Raw genomic sequence first — 21,641 nt, 5'->3', positions numbered from 1 at the left:
GTATTGGCTCGAACTCGCAGTCACCGCGACTCCGCCGCGCCGATGCGGGCGGCATAGCCCCGTTCGGCGCCCGACTTCAGCTCGCGCGAGAGCGCCTCCAGCCGGTCGGCGACCGCCTCGGTCGAGCGATCGCTCTCGACGCCCTCGGCGACGATGTCGACGAGCGCCGAGCCGACGATGATCCCGTCGGCGCCGCCGGCGACGATGCGCTCGGCGTGCTCGCCCGTCGAGATGCCGAACCCGACGGCCTTCGGCACGTCGTACGCCGCGAGCCGGTCGAGGCTCTCCGTGGTTTGGTCAGAGACGTCGTCTCGTGCACCGGTCGTCCCGAGCCGCGCCTGCACGTAGACGTACCCCGACACGCGACTCATGATCCGGTCGAGCCGGTCGCCGACCGTGGTCGGCGCGACGATGAAGACGAGGTCGAGCCCGAACTCGTCGCACGCCTCCCGCAGCGGGTCGGCCTCCTCGGCCGGCAGGTCGGGGACGACGAGCCCCTCGATGCCCGCCGCGGCGGCGCGCTCGACGAAGGGACGGGGGCCGTCGTCCTGACCGTACTGATAGATGAGATTGTAGTACGTCATGCAGACGAGCGGCGCCTCGACGTCGAGCTCCTCCGCGAACGCGAAGAACCGGTCCGGCGTCATGCCGCCGTCGAGCGCGCGCACCAAGGCCCCCTGGATCGTCGGTCCCTCGGCGATGGGCTCCGAGAAGGGAAGGCCGAGTTCGATCACGTCGGCGCCGCCGCGGTCGAGCGCACGGACGTACTCCAGCGACGCCTCGTAGGAGGGGTCGCCGACGGCGAGGTACGGGACGTACGCCGGGCCGTCGGCGAACGCCTCGGCTATCGCCGCCGAGTTGCCCGTCTCAGCCATTCAGATCCCCCCCGTGAACATCGACATGTCCGGCGCCTCGGCGATGTCGCGCTTGTCCGTCTCCTCTATTGCGGCGTCGAGGTCCTTGTCGCCGCGTCCGGAGACGTTCACCACGACGCGCTCGCCGAGGTCCTCGTGGTGTTCCTCGAGGAAGCCGAACGCGTGCGCCGTCTCCAGCGCGGGGATGATCCCCTCCGTTGAGGAGAGCCGATGGAACCCTTCGAGCGCCGCGTCGTCGTCGACGGCGACAGGCGCGACGCGTCCTTCGTCGACGAGGTACGCGAGCTCCGGGCCGACGCCGGCATAGTCGAGCCCGGACGAGATGGAGTGGCTCTCCATGATCTGACCGTCGGAGTCCTGCAGGAGCTTGGTGCGCGCGCCGTGGAGCACGCCCTCCTGACCGGTGTACAGCGACGCGGAGTTGGGCGCGACGCCCGCTTCTTCGTCGACTTCGAGCGTCGAGCCGCCGGCCTCGACCGCGTGGAGCGCAACGGCTTCGTCGTCGACGAACTCAGCGAACGCCCCCATCGTGTTCGAGCCGCCGCCTGCGCAGGCGATCACGTCTGTCGGAAGCTCGCCCGTCTTCTCGATCGACTGCGCGCGCGCCTCCTCGGAGATGACCGCCTGGAAGTCGCGGACCATCACCGGGAACGGGTGCGGGCCGACGACCGACCCGATGACGTAGTGGGTGTTTTCGACGGTGGTCGCCCAGTCGCGCATCGTCTCCGAGATAGCCTCTTTGAGGGTGCCTCGCCCGGCGGTGACCGGGTTCACCTCGGCGCCGTTGAGCTTCATGCGGAAGACGTTCGGGCGCTGGCGGTTGATGTCGCGCTCGCCCATGTATATCTCGCAGGGCATGTCGAGGTGGGCGGCCGCCATCGCGGTCGCGGTGCCGTGCTGTCCGGCGCCAGTCTCCGCGATGATCCGCTCTTTGCCCATGTACTTCGCCAGCAGGACCTGTCCGAGGGCGTTGTTCAGCTTATGTGCGCCGCCGTGAAGCAGGTCCTCGCGCTTGAGGAACACCTCGCGGTCGTAGCGCTCGGAGAGCCGGTCGGCCCGCTGAAGCGGGATGGGGCGGCCGCCGAAGTCGGCGAGGCGCTCGCGGAACTCGTCCATGAAGCCGTCTTCGTTCCCGAGAACGTACCGCTGGTAGGCGTCGGTCAGTTCCTCTATCGCCGGCATCAACGCCTCCGGGACGTACTGGCCACCGTAGCGGCCGAACTTCCCGTCGTCGCGGCCGCGCTCGCGACCCGGGCGCCGCGAAGGCTCCGCCCCGTCCGTCGTTGCTCCGGCGTCGGTCGTCTCGCCCGTGGTGGATCCGGTTTCGCTCATGTTGGTGTCTCCGTGGTGTCGGTCGTCTCGTCTCCGTTCGCGTCGGTCCCGTCCGCCTCCGCCCGTGTCAGCGCACGCGTGTTCGCCTCGACGTCGCCGTCCATGATCGCGCTCCCGACGAGCAGCGCGTCGGCGCCGGCCGCCCGCATCCGTCGGGCGTCCGCCGGCGAGCCAATCCCGCTCTCGGCCAGCAGCGTCACGTCGTCCGGAACGTGGGGCGCCACGGACTCGAAGGTTCCGAGGTCGACGACCAACTCCGCGAGGTCGCGGTTGTTCACGCCGACCGTCGTCGCGCCCGCGTCGAGCGCGGCCGCCAGCTCCTCGCGGTCGTGGACCTCGACGAGCACCTGAAAGCCGCGTTCGCGGGCGGCCGCCAGCAGATCGGGGAGGTCGTCACCGACGAACCGTGCGATCAGCAGCACGACGTCGCTCTCGACGGCGTCGAGCTGCGACTCGTCGACGACGAAGTCCTTGCGGAGGACCGGCACGTCGACCGCCTCGCGAACGCGCTCCAGCACGTCGACGCTCCCGCCGAAGTGCGCCGGTTCGGTGAGCACCGAGAGCGCCGCCGCGCCGCCGGCGACCATCCCCTCGGCGAGCGCGACGGGGTCGTCGTCGCGGGTTCCGTCCGTGGTCGGGCTCGTCGGCTTTATCTCGGCGACCACCGGTACGCGTCCGTCGGCCTCGGCCCGGTCGAACGCGGCCCGCAGGTCACGGGGGTCGACGTCGACGCGGTCGGTTCGCCCCTCGGCTGCTCGGTCGCGCGCGGCCGACAGTATCGACCTGACCGCGGGGGCCAGCTCGGTTGCATCCTCCATTAGTGTGCACTAATGCACGTATCTGTTCATAAGACTTGCGGGCGTATCCGACGGGTACGGTTCGGAGTCACTGGAAGCCCGAGCGACGGTGGGTCCCATCGTTTTAACCGTCAGACCTCCCTACGACGGATATGAATACCACGGGAGCGTCCGGCGTCTTCGCCCGAGAGTTCGACGCCCTCGGCCGCGCGGTAGAGGTCGGCTTCGCCGGCGGCCGGGTCATCTCAGTGTCGTTCCCGCCGGAGACGCCGGCGGACGCGGAGACGGACCACGACCTGCTCGACCGGTTGGGGGAGTATCTCCGCGGCGAGCGCGACGAGTTCGCGGAGGTTGCGGTCGGACTCACGGTGCCGACGGACCGCCGCGACGTCCTGGAGGCGCTCCGGACGGTCCCCTACGGCGAGGAGGTGTCCGTGAGTCGGCTCACGCGGCTGGCCGCGCTCGACCCCGACGATCCGGACGACCTCGAACTGGTGACGGGCGCGCTCAACGAGAATCCCATTCCGGTCTTTCTGCCCGACCACCGGGTCCAGGGCGGTCCCTACGCCACGCCCGGCGAGGTGCGAGAGGCGCTGCGCCGGATCGAGGGGCTGTAACGCGAGTTCGGCCGACCGACGAACGCCCGTTTGCTCGGCGCTGGACGGGCAAAGAACGATGAACACGCCGAGCGAAGGACAGACGTGAGTGTCCGATGAGCAATCTCGCCACAGTTGCTGTCCTCTCGCTTCAGGGAGGCATCTTCGCCCTGTTCCTGGTCGCAGTTCGACGTGGCGACGTCGCCGCGGCAGTCAACGCCTCCGCCGCGCTGGTCCTCGCACTCCTCCCGTTTTTCGTCGAACTCGTCTTTCAGGAGACTGTCTCCAGCGGCGTGTGGGTCGGTCCGGCGCTCCCCCTGTGGCTGTCCGGCGCCGGCTTCCTTCACTCACTCGGCATGCTAGGACTGTACGACTCGATACGGTGGTGGGATCACCTCACGCACACCGTGTCCGCCGCGCTCTTCGCGGCGCTCTGCTACGGCGTCGTCATTGTCGCCCTCCCGGAGGCGGCCGGAGTCGGCGGGGTCTTCGAAGCGGCCGCTCTCGTGACCGTGGCGTTCACCTTCGCCGGCGGCGTCTTCTGGGAGCTGATCGAACTTGTCGCGCGCGACGTCGGCGAGCGGTTCGAGGTCGAACCGGTCTTGATCCACTACGGCTGGCGTGACACCGCGGCCGACCTCGGGTTCGACGTGGTGGGGGCGGCCCTCGTCGTCGTCGCGGACCTGCGGCTGTTCGTCCCGCTCGTGGAACGGTTCCCGGAGGCGTCGAGAGCGGTGTTGGTCGGCGCCGGGTTGGTCGTGTTCGCCGGATCGGTCGCGATGGCGTCGTGGCTCGTCCTCAGTGATTCGACGACCGCCTGAGAGCGGGACTTGCGGTCGGTCGGGTCGTTTCCTCGCGACGACCGCTCTCCGTGGTGACGGTGCTCCTCGCCGTCTGGGACGGATTTATGAATGGAAGGTCCGTTTTTGCGCTCATGATCGAACTCTCGCGTGCGGTTTACGACGACATCGTGTATCACGCGTACGGCGGCGGCGAGGCAGAGATCTGCGGCGTCCTCGCCGGCACGCACGGCACCGACGGCGAACCGAGCGTCGTCACCGAGGCGTATCAGGCCGAGAACGTCGCTGAGACGCCCCAGATCCGATACCTCATCGATCCCGAAGAGCAGTTCGAGCTCATCGAGGCGATTGAGGACGACGGGCTCGACGTGGTCGGGTTCTACCACTCGCACCCGACCGGACCGACTCACCCGAGCGAGACTGATGCTGCACGAGCGACGTGGCCGGGCCACTCGTACGTGATCTGCGCGCTCGACGGCTACCCGTTCGTCGGCTCGTGGCGCTGGCACGGAGACGACGACGGGTTCGAACAAGAGACGGTCTCGGTGCGCAGCGAGCGGTAATCGGCTCCCTGACATCGTCGAGCGCACAGACGATCCATCGTCGACTGTGGTACGACTGATTCGGTCAGGAAGGCCGGTACTGGCTCCCCGACTGGGACGTCCGCGGCCGATTTCTCTCTACGTTCGCTGCGCCGTCTCGGCGACGAGTGTCTCAAAGTTCTCGAAGACCCGTCCGGGGGTGACGTCCTCGAAGGAGAACTGTTCGGGGCCCCAATCGAAGTGTTCGAGTAGGGTGTCACCGTGTTCGGCAGCGATCTCCGGGTGAAACTGGACGGTCCACAGCGGCGCCGTCCGGTGACGGGTACCGAAGACTCGGGCGTGGTCAGCCGAGGCGATCACCTCCATCTCCGCTCCCACCTCGGTCACTGCGTCGCCATGTAACGAGACGACGATCGGAGAGACGCCGTCGAACAGCGAATCGTCGTCGAGAGTCGCCTCCACGAGCGTCGCGGTCGTCCCGACCTCCTCGACGGTTCCACCGAGCGCGCTGTTCGCCACTTGGTGCCCGAAACAGACGCCGAGCGTCGGGATCTCTCGGTCGACGAGGTCGCGCACGAGGGCCTCCTGTTCGGCTATCCACGGGTGGCTCTCGGTCTCGTACACGCCCGCTGTGCTTCCGGTCAACACGACGCCGTCGGCCTCGTCGAGCGGGACCCGTTCGCCGGCGACAAAATCGATTTCGGTGGCGGACGGGAACCACGACGCGAGCGCGTCGCAGTGGTACTCGCAGTCGGGGTTCACCTCGCTGCGGACCACGTACAGGGCGGGCGAATCCGCGTCGGTGGCAGCCATACGCCCTTGGTTATCGTCGGAGGGCCCTCAGCGTTTCGGCCCGCCGCACGGTCGCGGTTCGCACCGCCTGTGTCACACCTCAGTCGCTGGCTTCGATTTCGGGGCCCGTCTCCTCTGTATCATCGTCACCGCCGATGTCGATGGCGCAGGACGCGGAGTACTCCACGTCGTGGACCGACTCGATGGCGGGGTCGTCGCCGCACACCGGGCAGTCGTCCTGCTTGGGGATCTCGACCTTGTCGAACTCCATCTCGAGGGCGTCGAAGAACAGCATCGAGCCGTCGAGCGACGTGCCTTCGCCGATGATGTGTTTGACCGTCTCGGTCGCCTGCAGGCAGCCGATGGTGCCCGGCAGGACGCCGAGAACGCCGGCGGTCGCGCAGTTCGGAACCATCCCGGCCGGCGGCGCCTCGGGGAATAAACAGCGGTAACACGGCGAGTCGTCGTCGCCCGCGAACGTCGTCACCTGGCCCTCGAACTTGAAGATGGAGCCGTGCGAGAAGGGGATCCCGGCGAGCGTGCAGGCGTCGTTGACGAGGTAGCGCGTCGCGAAGTTGTCCGTCCCGTCGACGACGAAGTCGTACCCGTCGATCAGGGCCTCGATGTTGTCGGCAGTCACGCGCAGTTCGTGTTTCCGAACGTCGATGTCGGGATTCAGCTGTGCGACGAAGTCGGCGGCGGAGTCGACCTTCTTGCGGCCGACGTCGTCGTCGCCGTGGATCACCTGTCGCTGGAGGTTCGACAGCTCCACCTCGTCGTCGTCGGCGATACCAAGCGTGCCCACGCCGGCGGCGGCGAGATACTGGATGATCGGCGCGCCGAGCCCGCCCGCGCCCAGAACGAGCACCTCGGCGTCGAGCAGGGCCTTCTGTCCCTCGGGGCCGACATCGTCCATGATGATGTGTCTTGAGTAGCGGTCGAGCTGTGTCGGATCGAGATCGAGATCACTCATTCGCTGGTTGTAGCGGCTGCGAGCAAATAAGACGGCCGCCCACCGGCGCGTACTGCCGTCATCTCGGAGATGCGTACCGGTCGCACGACCGACGACGCGCCCGGCGAGAAGGACGTACGACCCGCCCTGAACGCGGACCCGACCGACGGGGAAGTCAAGGGAGAGCCGATCCGGACCACCGGTCGTGATAGACCGTGGCCGTCGTTGCCGTCGGCGGGCGCCTTTTTGGACTGGACAGCGAATTCATCTCATGGCCACGATCAAACTGCCAGCCGTACTCGTCGGTGGATCCGCGACCTCGGAGGTCGAGGTCGATGGCGACACCGTCCGCGAACTGTTCGACAATCACGCCGACGAGCACGGCCCGGAACTGCGGGACAGCGTGCTCGAAGACGGCGAACTCAAGGAGTTCATCAACGTCTACGTAGAGGGAACTCCCATCGACAGCGTCGACGCCGCGGTCCCGGCAGACGCGCAGATCCGCGTTATCCCGGCAGCGAGCGGCGGCCGGTAATCCGTCATTTTTCGGTCGATTTCGCACACTCCGTTTATAAGTAGTCTTCCCAGAGCGGGATGTCCGCGTACTTGTCGCCGCGGTCGCACAGCATGAACACGACGACGTCGTCGTCCGCGAGTTCGCCCGCCGCGTCGAGGTTCGTCACCACGGCCGCACCTCCGCCGGCGGACGTTCCCACGACAAACTGGTCGTCGACGCGGAGATGCTCGCGGATCGTCGCCTCGTCGTGCTGACCGGGGTCGGCGATCGGCACCGCATCGGTCAGGTAGCGCTCGCGGAGCGCCCGCGCGTGGTCGTAGGCCTCCGACGTGGTGACGTACTCCGTCCGGTCGAGCACGGACTCGTCGTACGTCTCGGGGTGGTAGTGGTCGCCCGTTTTGAGGAATTTCAGGCCGTCGATGGCGTGGAGCGGCTCGTCGGGTTCGAAGGCGACTATCTCGGTCGCACCGTCGCTCAGGTCTGTCAGCCCGCGTCCGGTCCCTGTGATGGTCCCGCCCGTACCGACGCCAGCGACGAAGTGGGTCACCTCGCCGTCCGTCGCCTCGTATATCTCTCGGGCTGTCGTCCGCTCGTGGGTGCCCGGATTGTCCGGGTTCTCGTACTGGTTCGGACGAAAGTACGCCTCGGGGTCCGCGGCGATGATCTCCTCGCAGCGCCCGATGACGGCGTCGTAGCCGAGATTGGCGTCGACGAAGTGGATCTCCGCGCCCGCGTCTCGAACCGCCTCCACCTTCCCGCCGGCGGCGTTGTCTGGCATGACTATCTCGACGTCGTAGCCGCGTTCGGTGGCGAGCCGCGCCACCTCGCTGCCCGTGTTTCCGGAGGTCGGCTCGATCACGGTGACGCCGGGTTCCAGTTCGTCGCGCTCCTCGGCACCGTCGAGCATCCCCTTGGCGATCCGGGACTTGATCGACCCGCCGCCGTGGGGAGCGTCGTAGAGGTTGAACCACTCCACCTTCGCGTACACGTTCGCGTCAGCCGTGAGGTCGAGATCGACTTCCACGAGAGGGGTCTCGAAGATCGTCGATTCGTCGACGACGTACTCGCTCATGGATCCCGTAGATCGCTCCCGGATAAGAGTCCGACGAAAACGGGTATCTCGACGCCTATCACGGTTGTGCGTCGTCTTCTCCCGTCCGAGATACGGGAGAAGCCTGCCGGTCACGAAAGGGGTTACGGCGCTGGAAGCGTACCCAGAGGTATGAGTCAACCAACGTGGGACGACGTCGTCGAGATGCCCGACGAGCTCGACGACGAGACCGCACAGGCGCTCTTCGAGGACGCGACCGAGGTACAGGACATGACCGGCGAGGTCTGTCCGTACCCGCAGGTTGAGGCGAAGAAGGCCGTCGCGGGACTCTCTACCGGCGACGTACTCGTTCAGGAGACCGATCACGTTCCGAGCACGGAGAACGTCCCGAAAGCGGTCGGCGACGACGCGACCGCGAAGGTCTGGAAGTCCGGCGACGGCCGCTACCGCATCTTCATGCGGAAGGAGTAATCATGGTCGAAGAACTCACCCCCGAGGAAGTCAACGAGCGCGTTCAGGCGGGCGACGTCCGCGTCATCGACACGCGACCGCCCGAGCAGTACGAACAGGGCCACATCCCGGGCGCCATCAACGTACCGCTGGGGAACCTCCCGTCTCAGGTCCCCGAAATCGACTGGGACGACACCGACGTCGTCTGCGCGTGCCCGGTCGGTCAGTCGTCGAAACAGGCCGCCATGCTGATCAGCAGCTACGAGGGCGTCGACGAGGACGTGCTCGTCGCCAGCATGGCCGGCGGCTACGAAGAGTGGGACTTCGAACTGGAGACCGGCGCAGCCGCGGACGCCTGAGCGGCGCGCAGCGTTCGGATACCCGACTGATTTCTGCAGTGACTTCGTGGCCGGATGCTGTGATCCCGCACGAGCCGTATTTTTTACTGAGTTTTAAATATCTATATAAATCCGTATATATGCCCCGTATAAATGGCCGAGCAGCGTCCCCGCCGATTCTGGGCGAAGTCGCTCGACGTCCGCACCGCAGGAACGAACAACGAGGACCGTAGCGAACTCTTGGATTTCGACACCACCCGTCTCCGACTTACGCGTCGGCTTAAATAGCGCAGCCGACCTCGCGGTACATGTAGTGGGTCATCACGTAGACGCCGACGATGATCCCCGCGCCCGCGAGGAAGGAATGGACCGAGAGCAGCGCGACGCCTGAAAAGAGGTTCGCGATGTTACAGCCGGCCGCGAGCCGCGAGCCGACGCCCATCAGGAGGCCGCCTATCGCGTAGTTCGGGACCCGTTTCAGCTTCGGCTTCCGGACCCGGAAGTCGCCGGAGGCGTACGCCGCGATGAACGACCCGACGATGAGCGACGCGATCATCACCATGTCGATGGTCATCGAGATGTCGCCGTCGCGGAACAGGATCGAGCCCCAGTACTCGACGCTGGCGACGTCGTATCCCGTCTGTGCGAGGAGGTAGCCGGCCCAGCGCGCCTCGCTGCCCGTGATCGCCCAGTGTCCGTACACCCAGAACCAGAGGCTCGCGACGAGCGCCATCGCGACCCCCGCGGTCCGCGCGTCCCACGAGTCGCGGAGCCGGACGGTCAGCGGTCGGTCGTCAGCGGCGAGTGCGCGGACGTACGCGACGGTGCCGTCGGCGATGCCGCGCAGTCCGACCGAGACGGCCGTGAGCGCCCGGGACGCGCCGAGCGCGGCCTGCGCGCGGGTGTCGGATCCGACGCCGGCCCCGCCGGAGGGGTCGTCGGGGAGCCGACTCCGTCCGTTCACGAACGCGTACGCGAGTGTGCCCAGACCGACCGCCAGTGCCCCCGTCACGGCCGGCGAGAACGGCAGGGAGAGATACAACGTCTGCCCCTCGAACGGGTTCAGCGTCGCGAAGTAGTACGTCTCCGCGACGGGGAACGCGAACGCGAACAGGACGTAACCGACGAACATGAACAGGAGGACGAGCCAGAACTGGAGGTACCCCTGCCCGGCGCGGTAGAGCGTCCCGGAGGCGCACCCGCCGGCGAGCGTCATCCCGAGCCCGAAGACGAAGCCGCCGAACAGCGAGCCGAGTCCCCATGCGGGCGTCCAGAAGCCGCGGAAGTAGCCGAACGTCGCCTGCACGCTCCAGAATACGGTCATCACCGCGAGCCCCGCGAGCAGTCCCTTCAGGACGCGGGTGTCTTTGAACGCCACGAAGTCCCGGAAGGCGCTAACGAAGCAGAATCTCGCCTTCTGTAACAACACCCCGAACGACAGCCCGACCGCGATGGAGACGCCGATATAGGCGACGGGCGAGAGTAGCATTACCCGAGCGGAATACGCTCTCACCTAAAACGTCGCTGAACACGGTAACGGTGCGTGCCAATCAGAGAAAGCGATAACATTTGCCCCTATGCGGCACAGGGGGCAACGAACCGCGCCTTCGGGAGCGTTTTACTCGGGAAACGCGTGGCAGACCTATGAGCGACCACTGCGATTGCGGGACAACCGAATCGGCGCGCCATGCCTCCACCGACGAGTCGACGCGCGCCGCGGACGGCTCGGCGGCTCGCCCCGCGAAGGGAAGCGAGTTGGCGAACGCCGATCGCCGCAACCCCTTCGCCGACGGGATCGACCGACGGCGATTGCTGCAGGCCTCCGGCACCGTCGGCGCGACGACGGCGCTGGCCGGGTGTTCGGGCGACGGCGGTGGCGGCGATGAGCCTGCGCCGACGATGTTCGTGTTCAACAACGGCGACCGGACTCTGAGCGTCATCGATACGGAAAGCGACGAACTGCTCACCAGCACCTTCCTCGGAACGACCGCTTCCTTTCCGGCCAACCAGTACTCGACCGGCATCGACGACGAGCACGACGTGCTCTGGCTGAACGTCTCCGGCGGCGTCCGGGCCTTCGACCAGCGCACGCTCGAAGAACTCGCCTACGTCGAGACGGGATACGGGCCGAACTATCCGAACGTAACTCCCGCGGGCGACCACCTCTTGATCGCCTCCGGCGGGACGACCGGCATGGAGCCCGAGGGCGACCAGTCCCACGCGATATTCCGCGTCGACGCGGACCGCGACAGCGACACCTTCGGCGAGGTGACCGCCCGGATAGACACCGACTACGTCGGTCCCTGTGACATGACGCTCGGCCCGAACGGCGACTACGCCTTCGCCGTGGACGTGGCAGACGAGGCGATCCGCGTGCTGAGCGTCGATCCGTTCGAGACGGTGTCGCGGGTTGACGCCGGCGAGCCGGTCACCGAGGGGAACGTTCTCCCGTTCATGTGTACCGCCTCGTTCGACGGTGAGCTCCTCCTCGTCGAGAACGGCGAGGGAACCCTCGGCGGCGACCCCGAGGTCCCCCGCCAGGGCTCCGAGAGCGTCTGGGACATCTCCGATCCGGAAAATCCCGAGGAAATCGCGAAGATCACCCGTGACGACGGGCTTCCGGGCGCCCCGATCACGAGTGAGGTCGCCCCGGACAACACCGCGGCGTACCTCTTCATTCCGGGTGAGGGCGTCGGGGTGATCGATCTGGAGGCGAACGAGTACGAGACGACCCTCGACGTCGGCGGCAGTAGCATCGCCGGGGCGTGGGGACCGAATCGTGAGAAGCTGTACGTCCCGGTGCAGGACGCGAACCACGTCGCCGTTATCGACCACGCGAGCCGCGAGGTCGTCGCGACGGTCGGCGTCGGCGAGGCTCCCACCGGTGCGGTCGGTGGGACGGTCCGCCCGGAGGGCGACGCGGTGTCGAGTATCCAGGCGTCGCTCGCCTCGCTTGGCATCACGTTCGGCGATATGGAGGCGTCTTGGTGCATGGACGATCACTGCTACTGCGGGTAGATGGCTCGCGACACCACCCCGGGCGACGAACGAGAGGATCACATGGAGGGTGACGGGAACGACTCGGCAACGAGCCGTCGCGGGCTCCTCCGGGCCGCGGCAGGTGCGACAGTCGTCGGTGCGGCGAGCACCGCCGGCTGCCTCGGCGTCACCACCCCTGCCGATGTCGCCGCGCAGAACGAGGTCACCGGGAACGTCGCCCACTTCGTCGGGCCGAGCTGGCTCGCCGACAACCGCGAGGACGTCGTCGTCCTCGACGCCCGCGATCAGGCGAACTTCCGAACCGAGCGGATCTACGGGGCCAGACGCGTCCCGTTCGACGCGATCACGGCCCAGGAGTCGACGGACGCCGGCGTAGTCCCTGACACCGAGACAATCGCCGACGCGTTCGGTGATATCGGCGTCTCGCCCGAGGATGACGTCCTCGTCTACGGCGCGAGCGTCGGGTCGCGGGTCACTCGGACCGCCTTCGCGCTCGCGGTGTTGGGCCACGATGGGGATATACACGCCCTCAACGGCGGCCTTTACGGGTGGAACGGCCGGATCGGGACGGGCGATCGAAACCGGATCGCGCCGACCGAGTACGATCCCGACCCCGCGGAGTCGGTGTGGGTCACTCGCGAGTGGCTAGCCGACCGAGTCGGGGCGGTCGAGGGTGAGAATCCCGGCCTCGTCGACGTCCGCGTCCCGGAGGCGTACCTCGGCGCGCCCGGCTCCGATGCGCTCGATTCCGACCACGACCGCCACGGACATCTCCCCGGCGCGGTGGGTATCCACTGGGTGGGGAACGTCTCCGGCCGGCGAATGACGGAGCCGGGCCGCCTCATACAGCTGTACGAGGGCGAGGCGGAGTTGGACCGTACGGGCACCGTCGTCGTCTACGGCGACGAAAACGTCGATCCCACGTCGACGTGGCTGTCGCTGCGGGCGGTCAGGTTCGAGGACGTGCGCGTGTACGACGGCGGGTTCGGCGAGTGGGCGAACGTCGAGGGCGACCGGGGTCGGTACCCCGTCGAGACCGCCACGAGCGTCGTGATCGAGACGGAGGGGAGCGTCGGCGGCGACGACGACGGCGGCGACTTCTCCTGTACCGGATGACCGATCGCATCGTCGCCGTCCCCTGCGAGGGCGACGACGTCCTCGCGCTGTTTTCGCTCGCCGCGGGCGACCCGCTCGGCGAAGTCCCGGTCGGGAGCCACCCGGTCCACGCGACGACCCACCGCGGCCGGACGTTCGTCGCGACCATGGGAGAGCGGGCGGTCACCGCGGTCGGCCCGGACGGAGCGGTCACGCGGATCGAGACGGGCGTGCTCGGCCCCTCCCACTTCGCGACCGCGAACGAGGAACTGTTCGTCTCCTGTACCGCCGGCGACGCGCTCGCCGTCGTCGACCCCGAGTCGCTGACGCTCGTCGATCGGATCGCAGTCGGCGCCGAGCCCCACGAGGTCGCCGTCTCTCCTGACGGTCGACGGCTCTACGCCGGAAGCCGCCGCGAGGGCGTCGTCGACGTTGTCGATCCGGTGGCTCACGAACGACTCGGTGCCGTCGACGTCGGAGTCACTGCCCGCGTGCAGGGTGTCGCGGTCGGACCCGACGGGGCCCGCGGCTACGCCGTCGATCAGACGGGGGCACGCGTCGTCGCCTTCGATCCCGAGCGAGCCGCCGACACAGACTCCCCCGACACCGATCCAGTTCTCTGTGAGGCGGCGGTCGGCACGGACCCGTACGATCTCGTCGTCACCGACGACCGGGTGTTCGTCCCCGGTCGCGGCGACGGCGTCGTCCACGAGTTCGACCGCGACCTCGGTCTCGTGGAGATCCACGAGGGCTTCGCCCGTCCCGTCGACCTGTTCCGAATCGACGGCGAGTGGTGGGTGCTCGACGCGGCCGCCGACCACCTCCGGTCGCTCGCGGGTTCGGTCGTCGAGACCCCGGCACCGGCCCTCGCCGCGACTCGCGTCGACGACCGACTGGTCGTCTCCCACTACGACGACGACCTGATCTCGCTGGTGGACCTCGCGGATGGCCCGGTTTGGACCGCCGAAACCCCGGCGTACCCGTTCGGCTCCGTGGTGGTCTGACCCATCGGTCGCCGTCGTAGATGACGGGAGAATCTGCCGGTGTCCGCGAAGCCATGTCCCGGTCCGTCGTCCCCGCGGTATGAAGGTCGCCTACGTCTTCGCGACGGCCGGACAGACCATCGACTACGTGCTCGGGGACATGATCCTCCCGCAGCTGGAGGCCGATGCCCACGGCGTCGACGTCGTCGGGATGTTCTTCTTCCACGACAACACCTACGCGCTCCGCGAGGAGGACCCGCTCGGGCAGCGACTCGCCGACGTCGCGGCCGACCGGGAGATGCTCCTCATGCTGTGTGACCAGTGCGCGACCCGTCGCGGACTCGCCGAGTTCGACCACACCGACGAGCACGGCCGCGACCACTACGAGCCGACGAACACGGTCGAGGGCGTGACGGTCGGCTGCTTCCCCGACCTCTACGCCGCGCTCGGCGAGGTCGGCGTCGACCACGTGATCACGCTGTAGCCGGTCGCGACGGACGGATTTCGATCCTCTGCGACGGAGCGCTCGCGAGCGCCGGTCACTCGTCGGCGAGCTGGATCCCGCGGGCGATAACGTACATCAGCACGATGCCCGTCCCAACGACCAGCACGAACTGCGACACGACGGTCAGGAAGCCCGCGAGCAACCGCCCGGGGCCGACCAGCAGTGTGAGCAGAAACAGGAGGAGCGCGATCCCTCCGAACAAGAGGACGAGCCCGGCGATCGGAAACACTTCGGTCCAGATCTGATCGAGGTCCAACTCTCCCGATTCCGGGTCGATGAACGGCGGTAACGACATGAGCGTAGTATCGGGAGACGGTCGTATAAACCATCCAGCGACCGGAGTCGAGCCCGAGAGTCGGACTTGGTCACGTGGTGACGGGGTCCGCAGTCGTCCGCGACCGATCGGCGGCCGTTCAGTCGTCCGCGGCCGGCCGGGCGACCGTTCAGTCGTCGGCGACCATCGGGGCGACCGGCTCTGCCTGCTCGGCAGGGGCCGACTCGGACATCGGCTGCCAGTTTGCACCGCGCTCGTACTGGAACGCGCGGTGGTCCTGCGTCGGGTCGACGACGGTGAGCGAGAGCCAGTCGTTGTCCAGCAGCTCTGTCACGCCCTCGTGTGATGTCACGACCTCCGTCACGCGCTCGACCGGCGCGTGGACCACCGTCGAGAGCCGAAGCGGCTGGTGGTAGGGGTCGTCGCCGTCGGCCATCACCGACTGGTGTGGCAGGCCGGTCATCAGGTCGCCGCCGTTGCCCTGATACACGCCGACGTTGCCGACCGGGTTCTGGGTCACCTTCGACCCGCTCCCGTAGACCGCGTTGTCGACGGTCGAGAAGTAGTACTGGGCGTTGATCCACTGAGTAACCACCATCGGCCCCGTGAGGATCGCTTCGAGCGCGTCGCCGTCGGCGTCGGTCGACCAGTCGTACGAGTGGAGGAACACGCGGCCGTCGAGGTCGAGGTCGCTCGTCAGGCCGCGGGGGCCGACGACGAAGCCGGCGTTGCCCGCGAGCCCCCACTCGGGACGCGTCTCGGCCCAGTCGGCCGCGCGCTTTTCTGTTTCCCTGACGCTCGCGGCGGCGTCGGCGTCCGTCGACGCGACGCGCTCGGCGGCCGCGCTCTCGCGGGCCTCGGCCAGGTCCGCGCGCAGGCGTTCGAGGTCCGCCGCGTGGCTCTCGGGCACGTCGCCGTACAGCTCGATTTCGTCGGTCGTCGTGTTGTGCTCCCCGGCGACGAAGACGGTGTCGACCGGGAGCGCAAGGCCCCGGTCGCGCAGCGCGGCCCTCACCTCGGCGTCGTTGCAGATCGCCGCGAGGACGCGGGCGTTCGGCCCGCCGGGGTTGCCGGCGCACGCGCCGCAGTCCAGGCTCGAGTCGTACGGGTTGTTGGCCGTCTCGCTCGCGTGACCGACGAAGGCGACGAGCCGACCGAACGACTCCCAGCCCATCAGGTCGAAGGCGGTCGCGGCGTACTCGACGCGCTCCTCGCGCGTCAGGCCCACCGGGAGATCGCCGGCGTAGGTGTGCTGGTGATCGACGACCTGCTCGCAGAACTCGTGGTCGGCGGGCACCGCGTCGTCGGCGCTCCGCAGCAGGTCGCGCACGCGGCCGGGAAGGAGTGTCCGGGCCGCGAGCGCCGCCCCGTACCCGCCGCCCGCGCTCTCGACGAACCCGAAGGCGCCGGCGGGGTTCGACCGTAGCGCGTCGACGACCGTCTCTGCGGCCGTCTGGAGGCCCGTCCACCGGTCGTGACTCGCCTGGCCGTCACGGTCAGCGGGGACCTCGCTGACACGGTGCTGCGCGTCGAGAATGGGTGGACAGGCGTCGACCGATACCTCGGCGTCGTACTCGCGGTACTCCATGGGGACGCCGAAGAAGCCGGCGTACCCGTGGGTCTCGTAGTCGCCCGCGCGCTCGACGTGGCGGCGGATCGGCTCCGAGCGGGTGTCGATACAGAAGACCAACTGCGCGTCGGGACGGTCACCCGGCTCTCCGTCGGACAGCGAGCGGCTCTCGGCCGCGACTCCCTCGACGAGCTCGGCGCGATAGCTCGCCTCCCACGCGCTCAGAAACGCCTCCGCGAGCTCGTCGCCCGGGTCCGCACCGGTGCTGTCGGGGCCGGTGGAGGGTTCGATGTCGACGCCGAACCCGTCGAGCAGCGACAGGCGGACCGCGACATACTCCGCGAGCGTGATCGGGTGGGCCGACTGCCACGCGCCGCCGTCCGCGGCGCGCTGCTTGATCAGGCCGGTCCAGCCCGGGAGCGCCGCCAACTGCTCCTCGAAGATGGGGACGTACTGGCTCTCCGGGTACGGCTCTAAAGCGGCCTCGATGGCCGCGACCGGCGTCTCGGGAAGCGACGCGACGACGCCGTCGTCCGGCACGTCGCCGTCGAACGCGGCCACCGTGCGGAACGCCTCGTAGAACCCGTCCTCCCGATCTGGCATCGACCACTTGGCGCGTCCCTCGTCGAGGAAGGCTGACAGCCACTTCGTCAGGACGCGCTCGGCGCGCTCCACGACCGGGTCCGTGGCGTCCGACTCGACGTCGACGTCCATGCGGTCGAGCAGCGCGTCCGGGTCGTCGTCGAACCCCCGTGCCGCGAGTTCCGCGTCGAGGCGCTCCCGATCGATCCGGTCGCCGTCGAGCGCTGCGCGGAACGTCTCGGGGCTCGGGTACCCGCGACCGCCCAACAAGGAGGTGGCCTGTGTCACTGCCTCCCCGAACGGGAGGTTCTCGAACCCCGAGAGGGGGTTCGCCGTCACGAACGAGTGGACGGGCCAGACCGAGCCAACGGTCGCGGCCGCGTCGTCGATGTCGTCTTCGATGGTGGTGTTAGTACTCACTGTAATCCTCCGTGTCGGTCAGAACGGTCCGCGACGCCGGCTGGCCGGCGTTCAGCAGTAGCACGTAGAGCCGCCCGCTCCGCTTGTGGACCCCGGCCTCCGTGACGACGTAGACGGCCAGGAACACGGCGGCGACGAGCCCGTGAAGCGCGGTCAGTTCGGTGGGCGCCGCGACCACGGGAAGATCCGATAGGACCCCCGAGACGGCGCGGTAGACGAGCGCGTAGACGGCGATGGCCGGAAGGAATACCAGCGGGACCGCCCCGTAGCGGACCGCCGTCGGGAGCGACGCCTGCTGTACGGCGTTGCGCGACGCGTGAAGCGTGGTGATCACCACGAACAGGGCGAGCAGGAGGCCGCTGTCGGCGGCGGTCCCCTTCCCCGTCAGCACCGCGAACAGTGCTCCCCCGGCCAACCCGGTCGCGAGCGTCACGGCCGCGTCGCCGGCGCCCAACGCGGGCGACGATTTCCGTTCCGGACTCTCGCGTGCGACCCGGCTACCCGCGGAGAGGAACTGGTACGCCTTATAAAAGCCGTGCAGGATGAGATGGGTGATCGCCGCGCCGAAGAAGCCCAGTCCGGCCTGCATGATCATGAACCCCATCTGCCCGACAGTCGAGCAGCCCAATTCGCCTTTGACGTTCGACTGGACGGATTTAAACAGCTTCCCGAGGAGCGCGCTCGCCGCGCCGACCGCGACTATCGCGAGCATGAGCGTCGCGTCGACGGTGACGACCGGCGCGAACCGGACGAGCAGGATACCGCCCGCGTTGACGAACCCGGCGTGCATCAGCGCCGACGCCGGCGTGGGGGCAGTCATCGACGAGAGCAGCCAGCCGTGGAACGGGACGAGCGCGGACTGAATCATCGCCGCGAGGACCAGCGCGCCGGCCGCGATGACCCATGCGGCGCCGCCGAGCGTGTCGGCGGCCGCCGCGACACCGCTGATCGTCGTCGCCCCGGTGGTCCACCAGAGCGCCGTCAGCGCGACGCCGAGCAGCGCGCTGCTCGCGAGGAAGTACCGCCGGGCGACCGACGCGGCCGCCCGCGCCTGTTCCCAGCCGCTGACCGTCCCGATCAACTCCGCCATCGCAAGCCCCATGGCGACCCACAGCAGCCCGAACAGGAGGACGTGGTCGGCCGCCACGAGCGCCATGACGAGCGTCGTGAACCCGAACGCGGCGACGAAGAACCGCCGCTCGTGACTGCTCCCCGCCATGTAGCGCCGCGAGTAGCTGAGGACGATACCGCCGAAGAAGGTGACGACGACCCACATCAGGACGGTCAGTCCGTCGACGGCGACAACTCCCGGAACCTGCCACGGGCCGCCGATCTGCGTTCGGACGGCGAGCGCCGCGACGCTCGCGGCGAACAGCGTCCACACGAGCCACGTGAGTGCGACGGACACGAGCGGTGAGTCCGCCGTCGTGTCCGGGAGTGCTCCGATCGTCGGTCTGGTGGTTCCTCCTGTCATCGTTCGGTGCGGACGACCGATCCCGGCGGTCGGTACGATCCCGGAAACCGGATCCTGGTCGTCCTCGCTCGCTTCCAAGAACAGATTGGGTAATAAGCTTATCTATATTCCCAATCCGTTCGTTAGACTGTTATTAAAGAACATTATAGTTATTCGCACGCCATAGCGACGATTCCGTATCGATCGTCCTCAGGTCACGACGCCGGCGTCACGGGCGGATGACGTCGCGACGGGTTCGTCATCCGACCGCGCGAGCGTTACCGAGTCGTTCGACAGAAGCGCGCAGAAAACCATATCGTTCTCCCGTTCGGAACGCCCCCATGGAAGAACTCACGGGGACCATCCTCACCGGAGAGTCCTTCGAGCCGGTTCAGGGTCGTCTCGTCGTCGACGACGGTCGGATCGAAGCCGTCGAGGAGACGGCCGCGGCGTCGAGCGACATCATCCTGCCCGCGTTCGTCAATGCGCACACGCACGTGGGCGACTCCGTCGCGAAGGAGGCCGCCGTCGGACTGTCGCTCGACGAGGCGGTGGCGCCGCCGGAGAGCGTGAAACACCGACGGTTGGCCGCCGCCGACCGCGCCGACCTGGTTGCGGCGATACGACGGACGCTCCGACTCATGCGGCGTACCGGGACGATCACCTGTCTGGACTTCCGGGAGAACGGGACCTTCGGGGCGACCGCACTCCGCGAGGCGGCGGAGCCGCTGGAGTTCGACCCGTTCATCTTCGGGAGCGACGACGAGTCTGTCCTCGACGTCGCGGACGGGTACGGAGCGTCCGGCGCGAACGACGACGAATTCGCCGCGGAGCGCGCCGCGTGCGAGCGGCGCGGCGTCCCGTTCGCCATCCACGCCGGCGAACCTGACGCGACCGACATCCACCCTGCGATCGACCTCGACCCTGATCTCCTCGTACATATGGTCCACGCCGAGCAGGAGCACCTCGACCGCGTCGCGGAGCGGTCGATACCCATCGCCGTCTGCCCGCGTGCCAACACCACCCTCGGCGTCGGGGATGCACCGATAGCCGACCTGCTCGACCACACGACGGTCGCGCTCGGAACGGACAACGTGATGCTGAACGGGCCGTCGATGTTCCGGGAGATGGCCTATACGGCGACGCGGTTCGACGTGACCGCCCGCGAGGTGCTCCGGATGGCGACGACCGCAGGCGCCGACATCGCCGGGCTCAACTGCGGCGTCATCGAACCCGGCCGTCGGGCGGCGCTCGTCGTCCTCGACGGCGACTCCGATAACCTGGCCGACTCCGCCGATCCGGTCGAATCGGTCGTTCGACGCGCGTCCGCGCTCGACGTCGAGCGGGTCGTCGTTTAAGCGTCGTCTCCGCCGCCCTTTCCGTCGCCGCCCTCACCGTCAAATCCGCCGAACGGCGTCGTCTCGTGGCTCCGGACGAGGACCTCGTCGGTGACGCCGAGTCCCATGTCGAGCAGTTCCTGTGCGACGGGCGTGATGTCGTTGTCAGACTCGCCGACGGCGGTCACGAGGAGATTCTGCTCGCCGGTGACTAGCTCCTGGACCGAGACGACGCCCTCGATGGAGAGAATCTCATCGATGAGCGTGCCTCGTTCTGCGATCGACGCTGTGCAGTAGAGCAGCATCCGGAGCGGATAGCCGGACTTCTGGTAGTCGACGTCCGCGCTGTACCCCTTGACGACGCCGTCGTCCTCGAGCCGCTGGATGCGCTTTCGGACGGTGCTGTCCGAGGTGCCGGTTCGCTCCGCGATATCCCCCGAGGACATGTTCCGAGCGTCCTCCTGTAACGCGTACAGGATCGCTTTGTCGACGTCGTCGATCTCTCTGTCGGCCATGGTCGAGACTCCGTGATATGGCTACTTTACTGTTGTACGTCGCGCGCTTGGCGGCACCTCCGACCGCCAGAGGCATCCTGAACGTGCGAGCGGCGACGGCTCAGATCTCGAAGTCGGGCGTGTCGAAGGCTCCCTCGTCGGCCTCGACGTCGTACCCCTCGATCGCGGTGAGCGCGATGTCGAGCGTAGTCTCCGAGTCCCACCGCCCCGTGTTGATCGCGAGGTCGTAGATGGACCGGTCCGAGAGGTCGATCCCGTAGTACGACTGGTAGCGCTGCTCCTCGATGACCTCGCGGACCTGCATCTCCGAGGTCATCTCCTCGCGGTCGAGCGTCCGATCGGCGCGCACCTCGTCTGGTGCGTCGAGCCAGATCCGGACGTCGGCGCGGTTCCCGGCGATCCAGCCGGCGAGGCGCGACTCCAAGATGAACGCCTTGTTCGCGGCGCCCCACTTCTCCGCGATCCGACGCAGCCGTCGGTCGAGCGCGCGGTCGATCTCCTCCGACTCCCCAGTCTTCGCGATCAGCTGCGAGAGACTCATGTCGCGCTCGGCGGCGATCTCTCGGAACAGTTCGCCCCCGGAGACGTAGCCGCAGTCGAGCGCCTCCGCGAGCGCCTCTACCAGCGTCGTCGCCCCGCAGCCCGGCGGTCCGGAGACGGTGATGAACAGGTTACGGTCGATCTCCTGCTCCGGTGCCGGCGAGGTTCCACTCATACGTGCGCCGCCACGGACGGATCGCGGATAAACGGGCCGGTTCGCACGCTCGAACGCAGGCGTCGCCGGCGGGCATGCATCCAGCCACTTACCAGTCGCGTCTCCCGCGTCGCTACGGTCGATCACCGTCGTCGACACAACCAATATCCC

23 protein-coding genes are annotated in these 21,641 nt (G+C 68.0%); 11 read left to right on the top strand and 12 right to left on the bottom strand.

The genetic code is table 11. The features are described 5' to 3' along the window. Window positions 1-20 precede the first annotated feature (20 nt). Genes trpA through trpC form a run of 3 tightly spaced genes read right to left on the bottom strand, consistent with a single transcriptional unit; the run spans window position 21 to window position 3,025 of the window. Window positions 21-875: a tryptophan synthase subunit alpha gene (gene trpA / locus ACNS84_RS04440; RefSeq protein ID WP_435073630.1), complete on the bottom strand. Its 855-nt coding sequence runs from the start codon at window positions 873-875 to the stop codon at window positions 21-23. Next, window positions 876-2,207 carry a tryptophan synthase subunit beta gene (gene trpB / locus ACNS84_RS04435; RefSeq protein WP_435073629.1) on the bottom strand — a complete coding sequence of 444 codons (1,332 nt, stop codon included), beginning with the start codon at window positions 2,205-2,207 and terminating at the stop codon, window positions 876-878. Continuing rightward, window positions 2,204-3,025, bottom strand: coding sequence for an indole-3-glycerol phosphate synthase (gene trpC, locus ACNS84_RS04430; RefSeq protein WP_435073628.1), 822 nt, complete (start codon window positions 3,023-3,025; stop codon window positions 2,204-2,206). Before trpC ends, trpB begins: the two co-directional genes overlap by 4 nt. Window positions 3,026-3,156: 131 nt before the next feature. Between trpC and ACNS84_RS04425 the strand changes: the two genes are divergently transcribed. The 3 genes from ACNS84_RS04425 to ACNS84_RS04415 all read left to right on the top strand — a co-directional run bounded on the left by ACNS84_RS04425 (window position 3,157) and on the right by ACNS84_RS04415 (window position 4,963). Beyond that, window positions 3,157-3,621 carry an MGMT family protein gene (locus tag ACNS84_RS04425; protein WP_435073627.1) on the top strand — a complete coding sequence of 155 codons (465 nt, stop codon included), beginning with the start codon at window positions 3,157-3,159 and terminating at the stop codon, window positions 3,619-3,621. 95 nt (window positions 3,622-3,716) lie between these two features. Then, window positions 3,717-4,421: a DUF2238 domain-containing protein gene (locus ACNS84_RS04420; protein WP_435073626.1), complete on the top strand. Its 705-nt coding sequence runs from the start codon at window positions 3,717-3,719 to the stop codon at window positions 4,419-4,421. A 113-nt stretch (window positions 4,422-4,534) separates the two neighbouring features. Further along, window positions 4,535-4,963 carry a desampylase gene (locus tag ACNS84_RS04415; RefSeq protein WP_435073625.1) on the top strand — a complete coding sequence of 143 codons (429 nt, stop codon included), beginning with the start codon at window positions 4,535-4,537 and terminating at the stop codon, window positions 4,961-4,963. Window positions 4,964-5,080: 117 nt separating this feature from the next. Here the strand turns inward: ACNS84_RS04415 and ACNS84_RS04410 are convergent, their stop codons facing one another. Both ACNS84_RS04410 and ubaA read right to left on the bottom strand, forming a co-directional pair. Further along, on the bottom strand, window positions 5,081-5,755 hold the full coding sequence (locus ACNS84_RS04410; protein WP_435073624.1) for a type 1 glutamine amidotransferase: 675 nt from the start codon (window positions 5,753-5,755) through the stop codon (window positions 5,081-5,083). Window positions 5,756-5,834: 79 nt separating this feature from the next. Next, window positions 5,835-6,707 carry an SAMP-activating enzyme E1 gene (gene ubaA / locus ACNS84_RS04405; protein ID WP_435073623.1) on the bottom strand — a complete coding sequence of 291 codons (873 nt, stop codon included), beginning with the start codon at window positions 6,705-6,707 and terminating at the stop codon, window positions 5,835-5,837. 250 nt (window positions 6,708-6,957) lie between these two features. Between ubaA and ACNS84_RS04400 the strand changes: the two genes are divergently transcribed. Beyond that, window positions 6,958-7,221, top strand: coding sequence for a MoaD/ThiS family protein (locus ACNS84_RS04400; protein WP_435073622.1), 264 nt, complete (start codon window positions 6,958-6,960; stop codon window positions 7,219-7,221). Between the two features lie 34 nt (window positions 7,222-7,255). Here the strand turns inward: ACNS84_RS04400 and ACNS84_RS04395 are convergent, their stop codons facing one another. Continuing rightward, window positions 7,256-8,275 (bottom strand): PLP-dependent cysteine synthase family protein, encoded by a 1,020-nt coding sequence (locus ACNS84_RS04395; protein ID WP_435073621.1) that lies wholly within the window; start codon window positions 8,273-8,275, stop codon window positions 7,256-7,258. A 150-nt stretch (window positions 8,276-8,425) separates the two neighbouring features. Here ACNS84_RS04395 and ACNS84_RS04390 point away from each other — a divergent pair, with 150 nt between their 5' ends. Together ACNS84_RS04390 and ACNS84_RS04385 are read left to right on the top strand one after the other, a co-directional pair. Next, complete coding sequence (locus ACNS84_RS04390; RefSeq protein WP_435073620.1) at window positions 8,426-8,725, top strand: sulfurtransferase TusA family protein; 300 nt, start codon at window positions 8,426-8,428, stop codon at window positions 8,723-8,725. Between the two features lie 2 nt (window positions 8,726-8,727). Further along, window positions 8,728-9,063 (top strand): rhodanese-like domain-containing protein, encoded by a 336-nt coding sequence (locus tag ACNS84_RS04385; protein ID WP_435073619.1) that lies wholly within the window; start codon window positions 8,728-8,730, stop codon window positions 9,061-9,063. A 259-nt stretch (window positions 9,064-9,322) separates the two neighbouring features. On the opposite strand, the gene ACNS84_RS04380 is transcribed toward ACNS84_RS04385, so the two are convergent. After that, window positions 9,323-10,531 (bottom strand): YeeE/YedE family protein, encoded by a 1,209-nt coding sequence (locus tag ACNS84_RS04380; RefSeq protein ID WP_435073618.1) that lies wholly within the window; start codon window positions 10,529-10,531, stop codon window positions 9,323-9,325. A gap of 155 nt (window positions 10,532-10,686) precedes the next feature. Here ACNS84_RS04380 and ACNS84_RS04375 point away from each other — a divergent pair, with 155 nt between their 5' ends. The 4 genes from ACNS84_RS04375 (at window position 10,687) to ACNS84_RS04360 (ending at window position 14,604) form a co-directional block, all read left to right on the top strand. Continuing rightward, window positions 10,687-12,060, top strand: a complete 1,374-nt coding sequence (locus ACNS84_RS04375; RefSeq protein WP_435073617.1) for a beta-propeller fold lactonase family protein — start codon at window positions 10,687-10,689, stop codon at window positions 12,058-12,060. Then, window positions 12,061-13,158 carry a sulfurtransferase gene (locus ACNS84_RS04370; protein WP_435073616.1) on the top strand — a complete coding sequence of 366 codons (1,098 nt, stop codon included), beginning with the start codon at window positions 12,061-12,063 and terminating at the stop codon, window positions 13,156-13,158. Then, entirely contained in the window at window positions 13,155-14,141 is a 987-nt protein-coding gene (locus ACNS84_RS04365) for a YncE family protein (protein WP_435073615.1), read from the top strand. Before ACNS84_RS04370 ends, ACNS84_RS04365 begins: the two co-directional genes overlap by 4 nt. Window positions 14,142-14,220: 79 nt before the next feature. Next, entirely contained in the window at window positions 14,221-14,604 is a 384-nt protein-coding gene (locus ACNS84_RS04360; protein WP_435073614.1) for a SaoD/DsrE family protein, read from the top strand. Between the two features lie 55 nt (window positions 14,605-14,659). Here ACNS84_RS04360 and ACNS84_RS04355 read toward each other — a convergent pair whose 3' ends face one another. The 3 genes from ACNS84_RS04355 to ACNS84_RS04345 form a co-directional block, all read right to left on the bottom strand. Next, the gene (locus ACNS84_RS04355; protein WP_435073613.1) at window positions 14,660-14,920 is read right to left on the bottom strand and encodes a hypothetical protein; all 261 of its coding nucleotides are present in this window, start codon (window positions 14,918-14,920) and stop codon (window positions 14,660-14,662) included. A 148-nt stretch (window positions 14,921-15,068) separates the two neighbouring features. After that, a complete protein-coding gene (locus tag ACNS84_RS04350) occupies window positions 15,069-17,471 on the bottom strand; it encodes a DUF2309 domain-containing protein (protein ID WP_435073612.1) in 2,403 nt (800 codons plus the stop codon). Beyond that, complete coding sequence (locus ACNS84_RS04345; protein ID WP_435073611.1) at window positions 17,461-18,945, bottom strand: proton-conducting transporter transmembrane domain-containing protein; 1,485 nt, start codon at window positions 18,943-18,945, stop codon at window positions 17,461-17,463. Before ACNS84_RS04345 ends, ACNS84_RS04350 begins: the two co-directional genes overlap by 11 nt. A 320-nt stretch (window positions 18,946-19,265) precedes the next feature. On the opposite strand from ACNS84_RS04345, the gene ACNS84_RS04340 reads away from it, so the two are divergent. After that, on the top strand, window positions 19,266-20,282 hold the full coding sequence (locus ACNS84_RS04340) for an amidohydrolase family protein (protein ID WP_435073610.1): 1,017 nt from the start codon (window positions 19,266-19,268) through the stop codon (window positions 20,280-20,282). Here the strand turns inward: ACNS84_RS04340 and ACNS84_RS04335 are convergent. Continuing rightward, window positions 20,279-20,776 carry an Lrp/AsnC family transcriptional regulator gene (locus ACNS84_RS04335; RefSeq protein ID WP_435073609.1) on the bottom strand — a complete coding sequence of 166 codons (498 nt, stop codon included), beginning with the start codon at window positions 20,774-20,776 and terminating at the stop codon, window positions 20,279-20,281. The genes ACNS84_RS04340 and ACNS84_RS04335 overlap by 4 nt on opposite strands. A 100-nt stretch (window positions 20,777-20,876) precedes the next feature. Further along, a complete protein-coding gene (gene cmk, locus ACNS84_RS04330; protein WP_435073608.1) occupies window positions 20,877-21,491 on the bottom strand; it encodes a (d)CMP kinase in 615 nt (204 codons plus the stop codon). Window positions 21,492-21,641 lie beyond the last annotated feature (150 nt).

This window comes from Halorubrum wangae (assembly GCF_051194135.1).
GTDB lineage: Archaea > Halobacteriota > Halobacteria > Halobacteriales > Haloferacaceae > Halorubrum.
This window is presented reverse-complemented; position numbering and strand designations above follow the sequence as displayed.

What these genes read in the sequence shown, in the direction of transcription:
- ACNS84_RS04365 (WP_435073615.1), top strand. Translation starts at nt 13,155, where the DNA reads ATGACCGATCGCATCGTCGCCGTCCCCTGCGAGGGCGACGACGTCCTC.
- ACNS84_RS04415 (WP_435073625.1), top strand. Translation starts at nt 4,535, where the DNA reads ATGATCGAACTCTCGCGTGCGGTTTACGACGACATCGTGTATCACGCG.
- ACNS84_RS04385 (WP_435073619.1), top strand. Translation starts at nt 8,728, where the DNA reads ATGGTCGAAGAACTCACCCCCGAGGAAGTCAACGAGCGCGTTCAGGCG.
- ACNS84_RS04410 (WP_435073624.1), bottom strand. Translation starts at nt 5,755, where the DNA reads ATGGCTGCCACCGACGCGGATTCGCCCGCCCTGTACGTGGTCCGCAGC.
- trpA (WP_435073630.1), bottom strand. Translation starts at nt 875, where the DNA reads ATGGCTGAGACGGGCAACTCGGCGGCGATAGCCGAGGCGTTCGCCGAC.
- ACNS84_RS04420 (WP_435073626.1), top strand. Translation starts at nt 3,717, where the DNA reads ATGAGCAATCTCGCCACAGTTGCTGTCCTCTCGCTTCAGGGAGGCATC.
- ACNS84_RS04355 (WP_435073613.1), bottom strand. Translation starts at nt 14,920, where the DNA reads ATGTCGTTACCGCCGTTCATCGACCCGGAATCGGGAGAGTTGGACCTC.
- ACNS84_RS04390 (WP_435073620.1), top strand. Translation starts at nt 8,426, where the DNA reads ATGAGTCAACCAACGTGGGACGACGTCGTCGAGATGCCCGACGAGCTC.
- ACNS84_RS04345 (WP_435073611.1), bottom strand. Translation starts at nt 18,945, where the DNA reads ATGACAGGAGGAACCACCAGACCGACGATCGGAGCACTCCCGGACACG.
- ACNS84_RS04335 (WP_435073609.1), bottom strand. Translation starts at nt 20,776, where the DNA reads ATGGCCGACAGAGAGATCGACGACGTCGACAAAGCGATCCTGTACGCG.
- ACNS84_RS04425 (WP_435073627.1), top strand. Translation starts at nt 3,157, where the DNA reads ATGAATACCACGGGAGCGTCCGGCGTCTTCGCCCGAGAGTTCGACGCC.
- trpC (WP_435073628.1), bottom strand. Translation starts at nt 3,025, where the DNA reads ATGGAGGATGCAACCGAGCTGGCCCCCGCGGTCAGGTCGATACTGTCG.
- ACNS84_RS04360 (WP_435073614.1), top strand. Translation starts at nt 14,221, where the DNA reads ATGAAGGTCGCCTACGTCTTCGCGACGGCCGGACAGACCATCGACTAC.
- ACNS84_RS04395 (WP_435073621.1), bottom strand. Translation starts at nt 8,275, where the DNA reads ATGAGCGAGTACGTCGTCGACGAATCGACGATCTTCGAGACCCCTCTC.
- ubaA (WP_435073623.1), bottom strand. Translation starts at nt 6,707, where the DNA reads ATGAGTGATCTCGATCTCGATCCGACACAGCTCGACCGCTACTCAAGA.
- ACNS84_RS04340 (WP_435073610.1), top strand. Translation starts at nt 19,266, where the DNA reads ATGGAAGAACTCACGGGGACCATCCTCACCGGAGAGTCCTTCGAGCCG.
- trpB (WP_435073629.1), bottom strand. Translation starts at nt 2,207, where the DNA reads ATGAGCGAAACCGGATCCACCACGGGCGAGACGACCGACGCCGGAGCA.
- cmk (WP_435073608.1), bottom strand. Translation starts at nt 21,491, where the DNA reads ATGAGTGGAACCTCGCCGGCACCGGAGCAGGAGATCGACCGTAACCTG.
- ACNS84_RS04375 (WP_435073617.1), top strand. Translation starts at nt 10,687, where the DNA reads ATGAGCGACCACTGCGATTGCGGGACAACCGAATCGGCGCGCCATGCC.
- ACNS84_RS04400 (WP_435073622.1), top strand. Translation starts at nt 6,958, where the DNA reads ATGGCCACGATCAAACTGCCAGCCGTACTCGTCGGTGGATCCGCGACC.
- ACNS84_RS04380 (WP_435073618.1), bottom strand. Translation starts at nt 10,531, where the DNA reads ATGCTACTCTCGCCCGTCGCCTATATCGGCGTCTCCATCGCGGTCGGG.
- ACNS84_RS04370 (WP_435073616.1), top strand. Translation starts at nt 12,061, where the DNA reads ATGGCTCGCGACACCACCCCGGGCGACGAACGAGAGGATCACATGGAG.